Source organism: Proteiniphilum saccharofermentans, from assembly GCF_900095135.1.
In the GTDB taxonomy this organism is placed as follows: domain Bacteria; phylum Bacteroidota; class Bacteroidia; order Bacteroidales; family Dysgonomonadaceae; genus Proteiniphilum; species Proteiniphilum saccharofermentans.
In genome coordinates, this window is the sequence record NZ_LT605205.1 from 114,572 (window position 1) to 135,213 (window position 20,642).

General features: G+C 46.0%; 13 protein-coding genes. 2 read left to right on the plus strand and 11 right to left on the minus strand.

Features of this window, described 5'->3' with window-relative positions; all coding sequences use genetic code 11:
* Positions 1–61: 61 nt before the first annotated feature.
* From thrC to thrA, 3 genes are all read right to left on the minus strand, one after another.
* Positions 62–1,363, minus strand: coding sequence for a threonine synthase (gene thrC, locus PSM36_RS00380; RefSeq protein WP_076928305.1), 1,302 nt, complete (start codon positions 1,361–1,363; stop codon positions 62–64).
* Positions 1,364–1,548: 185 nt separating this feature from the next.
* A complete protein-coding gene (locus tag PSM36_RS00385; RefSeq protein WP_076928306.1) occupies positions 1,549–2,754 on the minus strand; it encodes a cofactor-independent phosphoglycerate mutase in 1,206 nt (401 codons plus the stop codon).
* A gap of 6 nt (positions 2,755–2,760) precedes the next feature.
* Positions 2,761–5,205, minus strand: coding sequence for a bifunctional aspartate kinase/homoserine dehydrogenase I (gene thrA, locus PSM36_RS00390; protein ID WP_076928307.1), 2,445 nt, complete (start codon positions 5,203–5,205; stop codon positions 2,761–2,763).
* 582 nt (positions 5,206–5,787) lie between these two features.
* Here thrA and PSM36_RS00395 point away from each other — a divergent pair.
* Both PSM36_RS00395 and PSM36_RS00400 read left to right on the plus strand, forming a co-directional pair.
* Entirely contained in the window at positions 5,788–7,329 is a 1,542-nt protein-coding gene (locus PSM36_RS00395) for a family 43 glycosylhydrolase (protein ID WP_076928308.1), read from the plus strand.
* 96 nt (positions 7,330–7,425) lie between these two features.
* Positions 7,426–9,201 carry a DUF4091 domain-containing protein gene (locus tag PSM36_RS00400; RefSeq protein ID WP_232001485.1) on the plus strand — a complete coding sequence of 592 codons (1,776 nt, stop codon included), beginning with the start codon at positions 7,426–7,428 and terminating at the stop codon, positions 9,199–9,201.
* Between the two features lie 116 nt (positions 9,202–9,317).
* On the opposite strand, the gene PSM36_RS00410 is transcribed toward PSM36_RS00400, so the two are convergent.
* The 8 genes from PSM36_RS00410 to PSM36_RS00445 all read right to left on the minus strand — a co-directional run bounded on the left by PSM36_RS00410 (position 9,318) and on the right by PSM36_RS00445 (position 20,559).
* Positions 9,318–10,025 (minus strand): carboxypeptidase-like regulatory domain-containing protein, encoded by a 708-nt coding sequence (locus PSM36_RS00410; protein WP_232001486.1) that lies wholly within the window; start codon positions 10,023–10,025, stop codon positions 9,318–9,320.
* Between the two features lie 144 nt (positions 10,026–10,169).
* On the minus strand, positions 10,170–11,123 hold the full coding sequence (locus PSM36_RS00415) for a glycoside hydrolase family 43 protein (RefSeq protein WP_394333061.1): 954 nt from the start codon (positions 11,121–11,123) through the stop codon (positions 10,170–10,172).
* Between the two features lie 48 nt (positions 11,124–11,171).
* A complete protein-coding gene (locus PSM36_RS00420) occupies positions 11,172–13,022 on the minus strand; it encodes an endonuclease/exonuclease/phosphatase family protein (protein ID WP_076931951.1) in 1,851 nt (616 codons plus the stop codon).
* A 137-nt stretch (positions 13,023–13,159) separates the two neighbouring features.
* Entirely contained in the window at positions 13,160–14,749 is a 1,590-nt protein-coding gene (locus PSM36_RS00425; RefSeq protein ID WP_076928311.1) for a sulfatase family protein, read from the minus strand.
* A gap of 94 nt (positions 14,750–14,843) precedes the next feature.
* Positions 14,844–16,292: a sulfatase family protein gene (locus tag PSM36_RS00430; protein WP_076928312.1), complete on the minus strand. Its 1,449-nt coding sequence runs from the start codon at positions 16,290–16,292 to the stop codon at positions 14,844–14,846.
* 11 nt (positions 16,293–16,303) lie between these two features.
* Positions 16,304–17,233, minus strand: a complete 930-nt coding sequence (locus tag PSM36_RS00435) for an alkaline phosphatase (RefSeq protein ID WP_076928313.1) — start codon at positions 17,231–17,233, stop codon at positions 16,304–16,306.
* A 67-nt stretch (positions 17,234–17,300) separates the two neighbouring features.
* The gene (locus tag PSM36_RS00440) at positions 17,301–18,581 is read right to left on the minus strand and encodes an acetylxylan esterase (RefSeq protein WP_076928314.1); all 1,281 of its coding nucleotides are present in this window, start codon (positions 18,579–18,581) and stop codon (positions 17,301–17,303) included.
* 421 nt (positions 18,582–19,002) lie between these two features.
* The gene (locus PSM36_RS00445; RefSeq protein ID WP_076928315.1) at positions 19,003–20,559 is read right to left on the minus strand and encodes a sulfatase family protein; all 1,557 of its coding nucleotides are present in this window, start codon (positions 20,557–20,559) and stop codon (positions 19,003–19,005) included.
* Positions 20,560–20,642: the final 83 nt, after the last annotated feature.

The window sequence follows — 20,642 nt, forward strand, 5'->3', positions numbered from 1 at the left end:
GTTTTGAACGCAAAACTACACATTAATGGATTAATTCGCAGCAAAAATAATAAAAAGAAACTTAAGACCGGCCGATTAGCTTCTTTTTAAAGAGATCAAAGTCATTGGGTAGAGGGATCGATTGCTTTTTGTGTTGCATATAAGCAGCCAGCGCATCCGGGACTTGTATTGGGGCGCCGGTGGATGCTTCCACTGTCTCTTTGAATTTAGCCGGATGGGCGGTAGCCAGAAAAATGGCTGTTTCGTCTGACCTTTTCCCTTCTTTCAGTGCCAGGTATGCACATGCCCCATGCGGGTCGAGCAGATACCCTGATTCTATATAAACATTCTTGATGGCTGTACTGATCTCCTCATCACTGTATCGGAAAGATGAAATATCGTTAGTGATTGCTTTGTGAGAATGGCCGTAGAGATCAAGGATACGGTCGAAATTACTGGGAGCACCTACATCCATGGCGTTGGCAATGGTCTGTACCGATGCTCTCGGATTATATTGCCCGGTTTGCAGGTATTCCCTGAAGACATCATTTCGGTTGTTGGCAGCGATAAATCTATCTACCGGTAGTCCCATACGTTTGGCGAAAAGTCCGGCAGTGAGATTTCCCAGGTTTCCGCTTGGAACAGAAATCACCATTTTTGTAAATTGTGTTTGTCTTACTAATTGTGCATAGGCCCAAAAGTAGTAGAATGATTGTGGAAGGAATCTGGCCACGTTAATGGAATTGGCAGAGGTGAGTTTTATCCGCTTATTCAATTCATCATCCATAAATGCTGATTTTACCAGAGCTTGACAGTCGTCGAATGTACCGTCCACTTCCAGAGCAACTATATTTTGTCCCAAGGTGGTGAATTGAGCTTCCTGCATATCGCTCACCTTTCCGGAAGGGTACAACACAAACACTCTGATACCTTCTACGCCCAGAAATCCGTTGGCTACCGCACTGCCTGTATCACCCGAAGTAGCGACCAACACGTTTACCTCCTCCTGCTTCTCTTTTACAAAGTGGGAGAGCATCCGCGCCATGAAACGGGCACCTACATCTTTAAACGCGAAGGTGGGTCCATGGAATAATTCCAGCACATAAATCCCGTCTTCCACTTTTTTGAGTGGTATCTCAAAACTCAATGTGTCGCCGACAATGGCATCCAGTTTTTCTTTCGGAATATCTTCCCCGAAAAAGGCCTCCGCAACGGTCTTGGATATCCCTTGCAAGGATAAATCCATCATTCCATCAAAGAATTTCTGAGGAAGACGTGCGATCCTTTCAGGCATATACAGTCCCCTGTCGGGAGCCAATCCTTTTACTACTGCTTCTTGCAGGGAAACGATGAATGCTTCTTTATTTGTACTGTAATATTTCATTTTATAGAGAGTAAAGATTTTTAGAGCCAGGAGTCAAGACTATAGAAATTCAAAATTCAAGATTTGGCTTATGCCGATTGTTAATTGGTTTCGCCGAACGTTGTCTTAATTCACGATTCAATACTCTGATATTGATCCATTTGTAATTAGTAATTGGTAATTCCAATTACCTTTCCACCTTTCCATTATCCAAAGACAGCTTTCATAAACTGGTCGCCATAGAGTAATCCGTAACTTCCCTCTTTTGCGGCAAACTCATCATATACCTGTACGCTGTCGGGTTCGATATCCCGATGATAGATCAGGAAAGGAATAGGCTCACGTGTATGTGTGCGTATGGCACAGGGGGTGGGATGGTCGGGGAGGATGGCGATGGTAACCGGTTCGTCCCATTGCAGGATCTCTTCATAGATGGTCTTTACAATACGGGCATCCAGATATTCAATAGTTTTCACTTTCAACGGAACATCTCCTTCATGTCCCGCTTCGTCGCTGGCTTCGATATGGAGATATACGAAATCTTTTTCTTTTAATGCCCTGAGTGCCGCTTCTGCTTTTCCTTCATAATTGGTGTCGTAGAGGCCTGTAGCCCCTTCTACCATGATCACTTCCAATCCCGCATACACGCCAATCCCCCTTATCAGATCCACGGCAGAGATCACTGCGCCGCTTTTGATCGGAAACATTTCATTGAATGGTTTCATCTTAGGGCGGAATCCTGGAGACCATGGCCAGATACTGTTGGCGGGAGACTTTCCTTCTACTATCCTTTTTTTGTTGATGGGATGATCTGCCAGTATCTCCTGGGATGCAAAGATCAACCTGTTCAAAGCCTCGGCTGTCGGTCTTGCCTCCTCGTCGTCGGGTTGTATCAGATGTGCCCGGAATGGTTTTTCCGGAATATCATGGGGAGGAGTGCAACGGAGTCGCTTGTCACCACCTTTCATTTTCAACAGGTGGCGATAGGAGACCCCGGGGTAGAAACTAAATATGTCGTTTCCCAATTTGCTGTCAAGGGATCGGATCAGTTCCGCTGCTTCAGGGGTTGAGATATGTCCTGCCGAGTGATTTTTCAACAGTTCTCCTTCGAGACAAACCAGGTTACAGCGCATTCCCATCTCCCCGGGCAGGATATCCACACCCATGCTGGCAGCTTCCAGTACGCCACGGCCCTCGTATACCGAAGCCACATCGTATCCCATGACAGAGAGGTTGGCGATCTCACTCCCCGGTGCAAATCCTTCAGGAACGGTATGTAGCAGTCCGTTTCTGCCTTTTCGTGCCAATAGGTCTATGTAGGGTGTGGCGGCGGCCTGTATGGTTGTCTTGTTTCCCAATGAAGCAATGGGTTCGTCGGCCATGCCGTCACCAAGAATTATTATATATTTCATTTTACCTTACCTGATATTTGCAATTGAGATGATATCTGAAAATACGCCTGCGGCCGTTACACCGGCACCGGCACCATATCCTTTGATCACCATGGGATATTCATTATACCGCTCGGTAGTGATCATGATGATGTTATTACTTCCTTCCAGGTCATAGAAAGGATGCCCCTGTTCTACCTCCCGCAGTCCTACTTCACAATTGCCGTTGTCATACGATGCCACGAATCGGAGTCGTTTTCCCTCTTTGGCCAGTTCTTGCCGGCGTGCCTCGAACGATGTATCCATCTCAGGAATAGTCTTCCAGAACTCTTCCAGTGAGCCGTCAAAATATTTCTGGGGTATAAAGAGGTTTTTCTTTACATCTGATTGATTTACGTTGGCTCCTGCTTCGCGGGAGAGGATTACTAATTTCCGTGTTACATCCAATCCACTCAAGTCTATGCGGGGGTCAGGCTCGGCGAATTGTGCCTCCACTGCCATTCGTATTGCTTTGCTGAATGGGATATCTTCACTCAATGTGTTGAAGATAAAGTTCAATGTGCCGGAAAGGACTGCTTCCAGTTTTACGATTTTGTCGCCTGAATTGGTCAGGGAATTCATTGTGTTGATAATGGGAAGCCCTGCTCCTACATTCGTTTCGAATAGAAATTTCACACCTGTTTTACGGGCAGTTTCTTTCAGATAACGGTAACTCTCATAATCGGATGAGGCGGCGATCTTGTTGGCGGTGACCACCGAAATATTTTTCGCCATCAGTTCGCCATATAATTTCGCGATGTCCGGACTTGCCGTACAATCGACAAATACGGAGTTGAAGATATTCATTTTGATGATCTCTTCGCGGATACGTTCGGGTGAACTCTGTACGCCGTTTGCCATCAGGTTATCGAAGTATCCGTCCAGAGGAATCCCTTCACGGGTGAACAACGCTTTCCGTCCGTTAGCTATGCCTACGATGTTGATCCTTAACTTATTTTGTTCCTTTAGGGTGCTTTGCTGCTGCTTGATCTGTTCCAGCAGGTTACCACCCACAGTACCGGTGCCGACGATAAATAGATTCAACTCCTGGTAGGGTGACAGGAAGAAGGAGTCATGGATCACGTTGAGCGACTTCTTCAGGTCGGATTTGGCTATCACGCAGGAGATATTGGTTTCCCCCCCTCCCTGTGCCAGCGCCACAATACTGATACCGTTCCGTCCCAAAGCACCGAAAAATTTTCCCGCAATGCCCGGTACATGCTTCATGTTCTGTCCGACAATGGCAATGGTAGCCAGATCATATTCCACGATGATATCGTTAATGCTTCCCATCCCTATTTCATGGGCAAATTCCTTTCGGAGCACCTGTTGTGACAGGAGCGCATCCTGTGAACGTACCCCGATAGAGGAACTGTTCTCCGATGATGCCTGTGAAACAATAAAAACGCTGACACCGTTGTCGGCTAAAGCAGAGAAAATACGTTTGTTTACACCGATCACCCCTACCATACCTAATCCCTGGATAGTGATCAGTGCCGTATCATTGATAGATGAGATACCTTTAATGATCTTTCCGTTTCGTGAGGGTTCGATATTCTTTATCAACGTACCTTCCGTTTCGGGATGGAACGTGTTCTTGACACGTATGGGGATATTTTTGTGATAAACAGGGAAAATGGTAGGAGGATAGATGACCTTTGCTCCGAAGTTGGACAGCTCTATCGCTTCGGTAAATGACAACTCCTCGATGACATAGGCAGAATTGATGATCTTGGGATCGGCTGTCATAAACCCGTCTACGTCTGTCCATATCTCCAGCACCGAAGCATTCATTGCTGCTGCGATGATAGCAGCAGTATAGTCCGAACCTCCCCGTCCCAGGTTCGTGATGTCATTGTTGTCGTTGCTGGATGAGATAAATCCGGGTACCACTGCCACACGAGGTGGTGGCATTTCGGAGAATGTTTTACGGATCAGTTCATTCGATCGTGCCAGATCGGGAATATGATTGTGAAATTGTTTGTCTGTCTTGATGAATTTGGTGGCATCATATAGTTGCGCCATGTCAATTATCTTGCTGATGATCAGGGAGGAAAATCGTTCTCCATAGCTGACAATTTTGTCGGAGGTCTTCTGTGAGAGATCGCCGATAAGAAATACTCCTTGTAAAATATTGCGTAGCTCTTCGAATAAATGTCCTGTCTTTTGCTTTAGCTCTTCCTTGTCATCCGGAGAGGAGATCATTTTTTCAATCAACTCCTCATGACGCAGAATTATTTCCTCGATCAACGTTTTATAGCCCGGATTACCGTTCAATGCGAAATTGGCAGCCAGCAACAAGCGGTCTGTTACACCCCCCAGCGCTGAAACTATCACAATGACGGGCTCCCTCTCTTTTTCTATGATCTTCTTGACTCGTTGTAAACTATCGGGCTCACCTACGGATGTTCCCCCGAATTTCATCACCTTCATATTGATTATATTTTTAACCCTGAGGTTATATGAAACATTTTTTTAGAATTGAAATTAATAAACTAACTTGTTGATCCCGACAACGTGTCCTGAAATGAATTAACTCATCAGGTAGCTCTTTATTCTTTAATGGATTTATGGAATTTGAAATTTGACTCCCATTCGGTCGTCGAATAACAGTTTGACCCCTGTCCAGTTGTCTAACGTTGTTTCTCGTCAAAAAACGGACGAGTCCGGGTGCGAAGAATTTACATAACCCCCTAAGGGGTCATGGTCATAGTAGTGGTAGTGTGGAGGTATGTTGAATACAATCTCTGCATTGCTCACATTTGATTTTATTGCAAAGATAGCGGAATAATTGATAAAATGCAATAAAAACAGAGAATATAGCTGTCGTTTTTCATCTTTTACTACAGAAATAATGCTTATTTTTTCATAATATAGGATGCGTCTCGGAAAAACTCAAACAAGTTTGGCTTTTCTCTCGGCTTTCACTATTTTTGTCTGTTGTAATTCATGAGTCGGCAGGATGATATTGTCCACTAACCCTATTGTTCAGTTACCGGCAGAAAAATAGTCATAATGAAACTGACAAATCTTTTGGTAATTTTCTTTCTCGTAGCGTCCCTCTCAATTTCCCAGGAGAGTTCTTTTTTTAATAATCCTGTTATTTGCGGCGATATGGCTGACCCTTCCGTTATCAGGGTGGGAGATACCTATTACGCGACAGCAACATCTTCCGAATGGGCTCCTTTTTACCCGGTATTTATATCGAAAGATATGGTCAATTGGGAGCAGATCGGACATATTTTCGACGAGCAGCCGGAATGGACTTCGAATTCGTTCTGGGCACCGGAGTTGTATTATCACAATGATACCATGTATTGCTATTATACTGCCCGGCGAAAAACGGACAATATCTCCTACATAGGTGTGGCGTCATCGGAAGGAACTTCCCTGCTTTTTAAGGATCATGGTCCTATTGTGGAGCTGGGTACCGAAGCTATTGATGCCTTCGTGTTCGATGATGATGGCCAGCTCTATCTCACCTGGAAAGCATATGGCCTTGACCAACGTCCCATAGAGTTGTTGGGAAGCCGGTTGTCTGCTGACGGATTACGGCTGGAGGGGGAACCGTTTTCACTGCTAAAGGATGATGAAGGGATTGGCATGGAAGGACAACATCACTTTAAAAAGGGTGATTACTATTACATCCTTTATTCGGCGAAGAGTTGTTGCGGCCCTTCGAGCGATTATGACGTGCGGGTTGCCCGTTCCAAACACTTTAGGGGGCCTTATGAAAAGTACGAGGGGAATCCTATTCTCTCGGGAGGGGAGGGAGATTATATTTCCGTTGGACATGGAACTGCGGTGGAGACACCCGATGGGCGGTATTTCTATCTGAGTCACGGATACCAGACGGGCGATGCATTTTTCTTAGGGAGACAACCTGTTTTGCATGAGTTGGAAATGACAGACAATGATTGGGTTCGCTTTAAAACCGGGAAGCAGGCCGTGGATAGACAGCCTGTTCCGTTTGAAGGTTCCGTGCAGAAAAAGGTATCCGATTTTAAGGATGATTTTTCCGGGGAAACATTGAAAGTAGACTGGACATGGAACTATCCCTTTGCAGAAATAGATGTAACATTGAATGACGGTGAACTGATATTGACAGGAAGACCGATAGCCGGGAACGAACACGGGACAGCCCTTTGTCTGCGTCCGCAAACAACACACTATAGCTATCAGACAAAAATCAGTAATATCAATGATAGTTTCAAAGGGTTAACGATGTACGGTGATAATAAGAATTTGATGGCAATCGGTATTAAAGGTGATCGGGTGGAATTGAAATCGGTGAGAGAAGGTCTGGAAACCGTTCTTTTCCCGACTATCCCTGAAGAAAAAATTTCCTATTTCAGGATTGACGTGGAGAGGGGATGCTTCCTCACGTTTTCCTACAGTGGCGATGGGGAATCCTGGACTTCGGTGAATGATACTCCTCTCGATGCTGCATTCCTGGTGCGTTGGGACAGGGTAGCCCGTCCCGGATTGATCCATATAGGAGAGGCTGAGGTTCCGGCAGTGATCGATTATTTTGTATTAGAGAACGAAAAAATGTGAAATAACCTAACTTGATTTATTATCCGGATTAAGTAAATGATAAATTAAAAGTATACAATAACATAAATATATCATATATCTATTATCTTATTTTCTATGAGTATTTCATCAACTATTTTACGATTATCCGTATGCATGTTGATAGGGTTACAGGTTTTAGTCCTTATCTCATGCGAAAGCAAGCGTCCGAAAAAAGAGTGTAACACTTTTGAAGAGATGCAGGATCCGACAAACGATACCTTATCCGACTGGTCAAACGTGCCTGCAGGGTTACAGGTATCATTTATTTCGATTGACGACAAACTGCCGAAATCGGTGGCGCCCCAGGTATCTCTCAATAAGAGCGTAACAGTTACAGGTTGGAAGGGGGAAAAAGTATCAGCCCAACTACTTTTATGGTCGGTTTCGAATACCGATCAGGTAGAATTGGAATTCACCGACTTTCAGGCACAGGGAAGTAAACTGCCTGCATCTGTTGCACAGGCAAGGTTTGTCCGCTACGTGATGACCGATGAGTTTGGCCCCGGTTGCGGATACCGCAAGCCTGAAGATTTTCCGTCATCACTGGCAGCGGATATGTTGGATAACCTGGAGTGCTTCAATGTAGAAGCAAAGAGTGTCAGGCCGGTCTGGCTGACTTTTGCCATTCCCTCCGATGCTGTTGCCGGAGACTATAAGAGTACCCTGAAACTGTATGCAGGAGGAAGTAAGGTGGAGGATTTTGAAATAGCGTTGAATGTGGTGGATCAGGTCCTGCCCGAACCGTCGGAGTGGCTCTATCATCTTGACCTGTGGCAACATCCTTCGGCCGTGGCAAGGGTGCATAACCTGGAAGTATGGAGCGATGCCCATTTCGAGAAAATGAAACCATTGATGAAGATGCTGGCCGATGCGGGACAGAAAGTGATCACCGCTACCCTGAATATGGATCCGTGGAATAATCAGTGCTATGATGCCTATGCCGATATGATCATCTGGACAAAACATGAAGACCAAAGCTGGACTTTCGACTATACTATTTTCGATAAATGGGTAGAGTATATGATGGATCTGGGTATCGACAAGATGATCAATTGCTACTCTTTGCTCACCTGGAATAACAAGCTGCACTATAATGATATGGAAAAAAGAGAGTTGGTCACCGTAGAGCTGAAAGCCCAGTCGAAAGAATATGTGGAGATGTGGAGTGTCTTCCTGAAAGATTTTACCAGCCACTTACGCGAAAAAGGATGGTTGGAGATAACCAATATAGCCATGGATGAGCGTGCACCGGCAGATATGCAGGCGGCGTTGAAGGTATTGGAGAGCGCGGCTCCCGAGTTGGGTGTTTCTTTGGCCGACAACCATAAGAGTTACAGGGACTACCCGTGGATAAAGGATATTTGTGTTGGGGCCGGTAACGAGGTAACCAAAGAAGAGATCGCCACACGAAGAGCCAAAGGACTGATTACCACTTATTATGTGTGTTGCTCCGATCCGTTCCCCAATATGTTTACCTTCTCCGCACCGGCAGAATCGGTCTATGCCGCATGGTATGCCGTAGCTGCCGATTTTGATGGCTTCCTGCGTTGGGCTTATAATTCGTGGGTTGAAAATCCGTTGACTGATTCACGCTTCAGGACATGGCCTGCAGGTGACACCTATATGGTTTATCCTGATGCACGCAGTTCTATCCGCTTCGAACGCCTGGTGGAAGGAATTCAGGATGCGGAAAAGATCCGGGTATTGCGCAAAAAATATACCGAAGAAAACAGCCCTGAGTCATTGGCAAAACTGAATCAACTGGAAGAGGCGATCGAGTATTTCAATACACTGGATCCTTCTGCCGACTGGCAGGAAAAGTTGAACGATGCCAAGAAATTGCTGAATTAAACAATCATGATGAAGAAAGTATTCTTTTTTATCTCTTTGATCTCCGCTCTCTTTTTTCTCTGTTCCTGTAATGGGGCGAAGAAAGAGTGGCGGTTGGTCTGGGAGGAGAACTTCGACTACGGAGATCTTTCCGAGGCTGAGTTGTGGTGGTCTAAAATTCCGAGAGGAGGCTCCGACTGGAATTCGATATCGTCACTGTTCAGGGATGAGATGCCATCGCCTCCGTCCACGCCGCCCCATAGTCCGGGTTGTCCGTAGTTGCTGTTGTCGATCGGCATACCGTCTACAATATAGAGCGGTTGGTTGTTGCCGAATGAGCCATTACCCCGGATGACGATGCGGGTCGAGCCCATAGCGCCGGTAGTGGGTTTCACCACGTTGATACCGGCTACTTTCCCCGCCAGTCCGTCCGCCAGTCCAGGGCTTTTTACCAGGAAGGCATCTTCTTTCAATTCGGTGACGGAGTAGGCCAGTGCTTTCTTTTCTTTCCTCATGCCCAGCGCGGTGACCACCACCTCATCCATCATGATGAGGTCTTCTTTCAGCATCACCTGCATGAACTCTCTGCTCACCGGCTTTTCTACTGAAGTAAATCCTATATAAGAGAATTGTATTACCCCGTCGGCAGGAGCTGCCAGTGAAAAATCCCCGTCAGCGCCGGTCACCGTGCCGGATGTACTGCCCTTTATTTGTACGGTTACGCCCACAAGCGGTTCCCCATGCTCATCGGTGACTGATCCCGTGACCGTGATCTGTTGTGCCTTTACAAAAAGCGAAGAGAACAACAGAAATAAAAAAATGAATGTAGGATGCAGATAAATCATAATGCAGGTGTTTTTAGTATAATGATTATCTGCAAATATAAATCGTACCCGACCAGTATGCAACGCCTCAGGGACGAACACAACTAATCGGGTACGAATGGTACGGGTTAGCCTGATTTTGGGTGAACCGGCAGGTAAAACAGGTCAGAGCGGGTTGGCAGCTACTCCTTCGAAAGTCATCTCTACCGGTTTGATATACCCGTTTTCATCAAACTCCATCTTGTCAATACAGGTCACCCGATGGTCGCGATGAATATTCGGCTCTGGTCGGCGGTGGTATACGATGTACCAATCGTCATTTTTAAGGTTATGGATTATTGAGTGGTGCCCTGCGCCTGTAGCTATTTCAGGATCCTGCTCCAGGATAGTGCCGATCCGTTCAAAGGGTCCTAACGGATTATCGGCTATAGCATAGGCTACCTTGTAATCGGGGCCACCCCAACCGCCTTCCGACCACATAAAATAATATTTGCCGTCCTTTTTGAACATAAATGGACCCTCTACATAATTCTGAGGAGTTACCTCCTTATAGAGCTCTCCGTCGGGGAACGGCCTGATTCCTGTAAAATCATTATTAAGCAGTACCACGTTACAATGTCTCCAGCCACCGTAAAACATATAGTAGGTGCTGTCGTTCTCCTTGTAAACGAATTGGTCGATCGGTTGCGCACCATTCACGATCTCGTTGATCAGCGGTTTACCGAGCAGATCTTTATAGGGACCTTCCGGCCTGTCACTTACCGCAACACCGATACCTCCTGTTTCGTCCTCATTCTGGATATCGTTGGCTGCAAAGAAGAAATAATATTTCCCGTCTTTCTCGATCACTCCCGGTGCCCACATGGCTATCTTAGCCCATTTTACCTCTGCCGTGTCGAGGATATTCTCATGTTTTGTCCAGTTCACCAGATCGGGAGAGGAGAAACAGTCGAAAAATACCTGTTTTTCATACAAGTCGGAATAGGTTGGAAAGATCCAGTACTGGTCGTCATATACAATCGCCTCGGGATCGGCATACCACCCTTCAAAGATCGGGTTCCCGGAATATTGGACTGCATCGTTCTTCTCTTTGTTATTCACGCATGCGGATAATAACATGGCTCCCGCCAACATAAAAAGGATTTTCTTCATTTCGTTTTCAGTTATCTATAATTCTTTTTCCAGTAACTTTTCTCCTGCTGCATTGATCACTTCGACGGTCAGTTTGTCTTCTCTCTTCTCAAGCACCATCACCGTACCGTCTGGTTCTCTGTTACCTCCACCGATAATGACAGGGAAGTTATTTCCTGTTTCTCCCTTTTCTATTACCCGATAGCGGTGCGTATGGGCGTTGAGGGAAATATTAAATGGGGCATCCTCCAGTACCGGTATCCATAGATCGGAGCAGGGGGAGAAGCTATCGGGCTTGACGCCAAAAATAGGGATATGGTGGACCAGTACCCGTTTCCTGGCATCCTTAAATGCTGTGGATTGCAATTCTTCTTTCAGGAACTCGGCCTGGTCGATCCGGTGCTGGGTGTAATCATTCATATCGTAATACACCCAGTGGTCGTCCGGCTTGTCTTCACCGCAATCGAGAAGGACAAAACGGGTGTCACCCAATGAAAAAGCGCTGTAGGAGCGACCACCCATTCTCCCGAGATAGTCCCACAAGTGGAGGGAGTATTCTCCTCGTGTTTCGTGGTTTCCCCTGATAAATATGGAGGGTATCTCGTCACTTTTGATCCTGGGCGTATAGGTGAGCAGCCTGTCCACAATATCACTTTCCACCTCTACATCATCAAAACAGTCGCCGTTAAAGATGACCAGGTCATAAGGCTTATCCTCTACCAGAGAATGCAGTTTATTGAACATCTCCATATTACTGTGGATGTCGTTGTATACGATCACACGGAAATCTTTCATGTCATCACTCCAGGTGGTGAATGATTTGATATCGGATCTTACGGTGTCTCCAAACTCCTTGTAATAGCTGGAATATCGGGTGACTTCCTGGGATACGACCCGGTAATAGTATCGTGTACCCGGTTGCAGGTCGGTAAGGCGTACCCGGTTGATCTTGTTGTTCGCAACCATAACTCCTTCGATGAAAGTGCGCGCCCGTTTCAGGTTATTGGGATCTGTGCCGTATTCCACCCAACTTCTCGCCGGCACATTGGTCAGCCACATCACGGTCATCTCGTCGGTGCCGGGGTTCTGCAGGTAAGGGATGGTGCGCATTACTTCAGATGCGGGTGTTTTCAGGCGGATATCCACAAACAGAGGTCTATGGTCTGATGCTACCTGCTCATCGATTACGTGAGCCCTGTATTTCGCATAGGTCTCGCCTTTGGCCGTATATCCCAGTATGTAATCAATTGTTGACCGGGGATTGACCGATGGGGAGGTGGGCTGTTTAGGATTGGAGAGGATCTGCCACTTATCCTGCAGGAATGTGATAGGTTCGGAATCAGGAGTGGCATTGAGATCTCCCATCAGAAATACCGGTTTGTCGTATATTTCTACGGCATCGGTAATGATCTTAACCGATTCGAGCCGTTCTTCGTTGGTAAGCGACAGGTGTGTATTGACTACTATGTATTTATCGAGTTCCACTATCAATGCGGTGCGAGCTTCTTTGGCTCCCGGAAGAGCAATCTTTTTTACTGCGAGAGGCTTTTCCCGTGTCAGAATGCCGTTCCCGTACTTCCCTCCGTCGTGCAGGATGGAATAACCGAAGGTAGCATACATGCCGGTTTGTTCCGAGAGTAATTGCAGGATATCGATATTGCCGCTTCTGACCACTACACTGTCTACCTCCTGTAATCCCACCACTTCGGGGTTGATGTCAATGATCAGTTTGCCGATCCGTTCAATATCTATTTTGCCGTCCATCCCTTCACCGTGATGGATATTGTAACTCATAAGACGGTGTGTATTTTCCCGCTGTGGAAATGTTTGTGCCCCTGAATGGAACAGAACGAGGCTGAAGATTGATAAAAAGACTATTTTTTTCATCGGATTGTACATTACTTTTAGAATAAAGGACAAAGACTTTTATAAAACTAAAAACTAAAAACTAAAAACTAAAAACTAAAAATTACTAACTGTCAAATCATGAAATCAATAAATTGGCACATTAGCATATTGGCTCATTAATTCTGGTGTTCGAGATATTCTTTCAGGAATTTTTCATTGAGTTCGTTACTATCTCCATAGTACACCCGTAACTCTTCCAATCTCTTATGGAGCATATCGCGTACTTCGGCATAGGCCGGATCATCATAGATATTCCTCATTTCCATAGGATCTGTTTCCAGGTCATACATTTCCCATTCGTCTATATCATAGTAAAAATGCATCAACTTGTATCGTTCAGTTGCTACACCATAATGCCGCTTCACCATGTGTACCGATGGGAATTCGTAATAAGTGTAATAGACGGCATCTCGCCACTTGTCGGTTTTTCCTGCTACCACTTGTCGGAAAGATTCTCCCTGCATCTCTTCCGGTACTTCGATCCCTGCATAATCAAGGAAAGTAGGAGCAAAGTCAAGATTCTGGACTAATGCGTCTATGACAGTTCCGGATTTTATCTCTTTGGGATAGCGCATCAACAACGGAGTTCTGAATGACTCTTCATACATGAACCGCTTGTCGAACCAACCGTGCTCCCCAAGGTAAAAACCCTGGTCGGAGGTATAGACCACGATGGTGTTTTCTGCGAGGCCTGCTTCCTCAAGATAATCAAGTAATTCTCCTACGCCATCATCGATTGATTTGATAGTGCGCAGGTAATCTTTGATATAACGGTTGTATTTCCACAAGGCGATTTCTTTATCCGTAAGGCTGTGGTATTTCGCTTTGAACTCTTCGTTTTCAGGTGTATAGGCGGAAAGCCAGTCTTCACGCTGCTTATCATTGAAGCGATTCAATTCATGATGAAATCCGGTACTGTCGCCATAAGGGTCGACGATCATTTTAAAGTCGTGTCCCCACATGGCATGGCCGTGAACCTGCATCTCCTGTTCCTTAGCAGCTCTTCCGCGACCTTCGTAATTATCGAAGAAATTGGCCGGCGGTTCAAAAGTGACATCATCATAGAGGGTGAGGTACTTGGGCGCCGGTTGCCAATTGCGATGGGGGGCCTTCTGGTGATACAACACACAGAACGGCTTATTGGGATCACGTTTATTTTTCAGCCAGTCGAGGGTGGTTTCGGTGATGATTTCAGTGCAATATCCTTCCTTGCGGACCCTTTCACCATCGATCAGAAAATCGGGATTGTAATATTGTCCCTGTCCCGGAAGCACCATGGAGAAGTCAAATCCTTGTGGTATGCCGTCGAGGTGTATCTTACCGATCATGGCGGTTTGATAACCGTTAGCCTGCATCAGTTTCGGGAAGTTGGGCTGATTCCAGTCAAAGGGTCGGTTGTTATCGACCTTACCATTCACAAAACTGTGCTTTCCGGTAAGCAGGACCGCGCGGCTGGGTGCACTGATGGAGTTGGTAACTGTTGACCGGGAAAACAGAGCTCCTTCTTCTGCAAGCCTATCTATATTGGGTGTTTCGTTCAGTCCGTAGCCATAAGCGCTGATTGCCTGATAGGCATGGTCGTCGCTCATAATGAAAATGATGTTCGGCTGTTGAGGCTCTTTCTCCTGGTTCTGGCAGGCACCTAGCAGTGCCAGCGAACTGATACCCGCCCATTTTGCCGGAATAATCAAATTATATCGTTTCATTGCGTTTGTATTAAAAGTTCAATAAAATTGGTCGTTTTGAGTAGCCTTCACTCCTCAATTTTCAATTCTGCGCTCGGCAAAACAAATAAATTTGTTATTGTCCGGAAATTCTTCCCGGTTGTCTGCGGTTGCTTCCCTCATTTCCAGTGAGATCATCACCCAGATCCTGTCGTGCTACGTTGGCAATTTGTTCAAGCTTTCCTACAATATCGGGATAAGTCCCGCTCACATCATAGCGTTCACCGGGATCTCGTCGCAGATCGTAGAGTGCACCGGGGAAGGGGTATCCCTCTTTTACTTTTCCCGGCTTTCCTTCATTGCCCGGTTGTGATCCTTCGTAGCTTCTTCCCGGGTGCGGGTAAACCAATTTCCAATCTCCGTGTCTGACTGCTTCCAGGCTGTTCTGCCGGTAGTAATAGTAGAAAGTTTCTCTCGGCTTAGCTTCTACATCTCCTTTGAGTATAGGTAGGAGGCTGACACCGTCGATAATATGTTCAGGCAGAGGAGCACTTGTTATCTCCGCCAGAGTGGGAAGGATATCAATACCTGAAGCGAGACTGTTGGAAATGCCTCCTTCGGGTATTACACCTCGCCACATCATAATACAGGGCACGCGCTGTCCCCCTTCGAATGTAGTCCCTTTCCCTTCGCGATAACCGGCAGTACTTCCTGCGTGATTGCCATAGTTGAGCCAGGGTCCATTATCGGAGGTGAAAATTACGAGTGTCTGTTTATCCAGGCCGGTCTCTTCCAATGTTTTTATGATTTCTCCCACGCTCCAGTCGATCTCCATCATCACGTCACCGTATAGACCCTGCTCTGATTTTCCTTTGAATTTATCGGAAACATAGAGAGGTACATGTGGCATCGGATGGGCCAGATAGATAAAGAAAGGATTGTCATGTTTTTTTTTGATAAAATCGACGGTGCGATAGGTGAAGTCGGTGGTAAATTGGGCCTGATCGTCAGGTGAAACCGCCGGATTCACGATCTCCTTATTTTCGAACAGAGGCAGGTCGGGATATGTGCCTGTCGGGTGCAGTGGCCACATATCGTTGGAGTAGGGGATACCATAAAACTCATCGAACCCGTGATTGGTGGGCAGGAATTGGGACTGAACTCCCAAATGCCATTTACCGTAGGCTGCGGTGGCATATCCTTTCTCTTTAAGTAATTCGGCAATGGTCACTTCATCGTCAGAGATCCCGATCCCTGAAGTGGGTCCTAATGCACCGGCAAACCCGACACGGTTTGGGTAGCATCCCGTAAGCAGACCGGCGCGGGAAGCACTCGATACCGCCTGTGGCGAATAATAATGAGTGAAGAAGAGCCCTTCATTGGCCATCCTGTCGATATGAGGTGTCTTATATCCTGTAGCTCCGGTGAGAGACAAGTCTCCATATCCCATATCGTCGAGATGGATCAGTATCACATTGGGTAACTCTTTACCTGCTTTCTCTGATTGTTGAGAGGGGGTGCAAGCGACAGCGGCTGAAAGAGCTGCCCCCCATACACCTACCCTTATCTTTGATTTTCTTTCCATTTTATATGTTATCAGTAGAATACCTGTTTCATAGAACGCCCAACCCATACTTGTGGTGGACCTAAATGAAATATGTCGGCGATGGTGGGTGCGACGTCAAACTGCATCATGCTTTCCTGAAATTCACCTCCCTGCTGAATACCCTTACCTGCAATGATAAAGGGTGTTTCCATTTCCATCATTGTTATGCCTCCATGTCCTTTATCTATACCTCCATGGTCTGAAGTGACAATGATGATGCTATTGTCATACATGCCTGTTTCTTTCATGGCGTTAATTATCTCACCTATCTGGTCATCCAACTCTTTCAATTTGGCATAATAGCCGGGTGTATCATGTCCATCTGCATGACCCACATCATCCGGACTGTCATAGATAAACGCTGCCAGTGTCGGCTTTTTTTCTTTGACATATTTTACGGCAAATCTGGTGAGTTCTGTGTTCAGCTTGTTGTCGTTGGGGACATTGCGATAGTAATTCAGAGAAAGTGTATCTATCAGGTATTTAATCCCATCCCATTCATATATTGCTCCTATTTCAGCTTCGGGAGCAGCTTCCTTCAGTAGATTAAAGATGTTGGGAAACATCCCATTCCGGTTTAACTCGCGGGAGGGAAGATCGGGTGTCTGAGACCCCCAGGTGGTGTATCCGTGTAACTCCGGCCCCGCTCCCATAAACATAGATGCCCAGTTTACCGCACTTGATGAAGGAAGTACTGTCCGTTTTTGCAGGGTGTAACTACCTTCTTTCATCAGTTGTTTCACATTAGGCATATCTGCTTTTTCTACACTATAGCTGCCCCATCCATCTAGTCCGATGAAAACTACATGTTGGGCTTTCCACGCAGGGGTATTATCTTCGCCGGTGCCTGACCCACATCCTGCCAACGAAAAAATAAAAAGTAACAGAAGAACACCAATAATAGGATTGATTTTTTGCATAGGATTGATTTTTATAGAGAAATAACCTTTTTGTTTGCGGCGGGAATGGCCTGTTGGTATGCTATTTTTATTTCAAAAGTTTTTTGAATAACCAGTTATTTTTGAGTTCTTGCTGTTCCGGGAAAGTCCAGTGCTGGGTTTCCTGGAAAAGATGCAACTCTTTGGATCCGGGAATGACATTGTAGGCGGCATGCATCGATGTGGGCGGGCATACGTTGTCGTTATATCCCCAGCTATACCAACCGGGTACTTTGACGAAGCGGGCGAAATTCACCACATCATAATATTTTGATGTTTCTATTTTTTGGGGCTTATTGGTGAAATTATCTTTGAACATGTGGGGCCAACCTCCGGCACGGCCGTGTAGATAGCCGGTTAAGTCGGAAAGAGCCGGGTAGAAAGCAGCCAGATAATCGATACGGCTATCGAGTGCTGCTGTAATAATGGAGAGTGCGCCACCCTGACTTCCGCCTGTTACTGCTATATCCTGACCGTTAAAACAATCAAGGGACTCGATAAAGTCTACAGCTCTCACACAACCGAGATAAACACGTTTATAGTAATAATTATCTTTGTCATCCATATTGGCGACCTGGTAACCGTTGAGCGCACCACTACCCAGATTGTCGTAAACTTTTTGTTCAAGGTTTACCGGGATGCCGTGAATGCCAATCTGGAAGGTGATGATACCTTTTTCAGCACTCCGCACATCACCGTAGTAAGGTCGTATCCCTGCACCGGGAACATGCAGTATTGCGGGATATTTCCCTTCGGCTTTGGGTTTACATAAGATGCCATAAATTTTTCCTTTAATGTTATCAATGCTCACATGGTACACATCCACTTTGTCGGTGCATCGTTCAGGCATCAGGGTTAATACAGGGTTTATGGGTATCTTGGCCAAATCCGCCTTGGCTCCATCCCAAAACTGTTCGAAGTCGGATGGTAGTGTAGTGGTCGGTTTAATCTGTTCGGGAGAAAATCCGGCAGTCGAGTAAGAGGAATAGGTTTTCCCGTCAACCTCTACCGATGCTTGGCAACGTAAAAAACCAGCATCATTGAACCGTTTGGCTTTGACAGTGGCCACTCCTTTCTTGAGTGTGACGGTTTTTTCTTCCCATGCATCCATCAATTCGGGACTGATACGGTATTTCACATCGATCCCATCTAAAGGAACATTATTTTTGAGTACCATAATCTGAAATTGGGCCTGTTTACCCTTTTCATAGGTCCAATCAGATTTATCCGGTGTCACGATCACCTGCACCAACTGCCTTGCAGGTTGAGAAATACCTTGCAGGCAAAGAGACAATATAAAAAACAAGAGTAGAAATAGACGATTTTTCATACGATTATTATATTTTCATTAAAGTGTATGGAATTGTTTTGATGAACCTTTGATATCCAAAATAATTAACAATTTTGTTTTTACCCGGCAAGTTAATCAAAAAAACTGACTTTTAAATATATTTTACTACTTTTACAATCAAGTTTACACATCATGCTGAAGCTATCTAAATACAACTTTTAAGTTGGGACCTGTGAAAATAATGATTAATCAGCAATAAATAACTTTAATAAACTCTTCTGCATCTTTTTCTCAAAGGTGTGGAAGAGTGTTTTTTATAAAACAAAATGGACATTCAAAATTTCTCCCGGAAACTATTTTATATCCATTGTAAAAGTCGATAAATCAATAATTTTAATGCAAGAAAGAGGTTGCTCAGACATTGGACTGAACAACTTCTTCCCTTTGATACTGTTCTTTCTTACAAGTTCAACCCTCCACCTTTGCTCTTTTCCTCTTCGAGTATCTGCTTAAAAAATCTCACCTTCAGGCGGTTCTTTTCAGCTACATTGTCGTACTCACCCCGGTCATAGCGTAAATGGTAGAGTTGATCCTCCGGGCTGTTCCCCATCTCTGTGTCGGTGAGCATGTTGTATTGCCTGCCCTTGTTCGGTTCAATATACTTCCAGTCTTTGGTACGGATCATAAGCGAAGTGCCGGCACCGATCAGGTATTCACGCCCTTCGTTATCGAGACCGAGCCATGCGGGAAGTTGATTCCTGCTATCGCTTAATTTTTCCTCCTCCAACTCAATACCCGTCAAAGCAGCCAGCGTACCTAACAGGTCGATCTGGGAAACCAGCGCATCGGAAATACCCGGACGCACCACCTCCGGCCAGTGAACAATAAAAGGCACTCTTGTTCCTGCTTCAAACATACTGTACTTGCCGCCGCGATAAGGCCCCCACGGTTTATGATCCATCAGGCGCTCCACGGCTTCGTCTGCGTAGCCGTCATCCACCACCGGGCCGTTATCGCTCGACAAAATAATCAGCGTATTCTCATACACACCTGCCTCTTTTAATGCGCGGATCACTTCACCCACCGACCAGTCGAACTGGACGATTGCATCGCCCCGGTGTCCCATCTGGGTTTTGCCCCGGAACCGTTCGTTCGGATAGCGCGGCACATGGATATCGTTGGTGCCGAAATAAAGGAAGAAGGGTTTCTCTTTATTCTGTTCTATAAAACGGACAGCGCGTGAGGTGATGCTGTCGGCAATCGTTTCATCCTCCCATAGGGCAGCTTTGCCCCCTTTCATATAGCCGATGCGGGAGATCCCGTTGATAATGCTCTGATCATGCCCGTGGTTGGGACTTGGCCTCAATTTTGTCAGCAGTTCGGGATTATCCTTGCCGGTAGGCTCTCCGGGAAAGTTCTGCGAATAGCTTACGCTGATCGGGTCATTTAGGTCGAGGTTTGCCACTTCCTGGTTTTCCAGATAGACACAGGGTACCCTATCGCCCGTTGCCGCCATAAGGTAGGAGTAGTCGAATCCGATCTCGTACGGACCGGGAGCAATCCTCCCGTTCCAATTCTGGGTGCCGGTCTCCTCTCCGATGCCGAGGTGCCATTTTCCTACCGCTCCGGTGGTATAACCCGCCTTTTTCATCAGTTTTGCCACATTGTACCGATGCGGTTTGATGATCAACCCGGCATCGCCGCGGGCAACCCCGGTACCGTTCCTTCTCCATGGGTACTCGCCCGTAAAGAGTCCGTAACGCGAAGGCGTACTGGTCGCTGCGGCGGAATGGGCATTGAGAAAACGTATCCCGTTATTTGCCAGGTTATCTACATGAGGAGTTGTCACTCGGTGAGCTCCATAACATGAGAGATCTCCATAGCCGATATCATCTGCATAGATCAACACAATGTTGGGTTTCTCCTGGATTGCTTCTTGTTTTATCTCCTGTGCCTGCGTGGGAAGTGCCAGACAGGTACCAAAAGTGAGGACTGACCGGGTAGAAAAATGTCTCATAATTGGAAAGTTTATTAGATATTATATTGATTAAAGAATAAGACTTCCGATAATCAGATATCTAAAATCTTATTCGATATAAA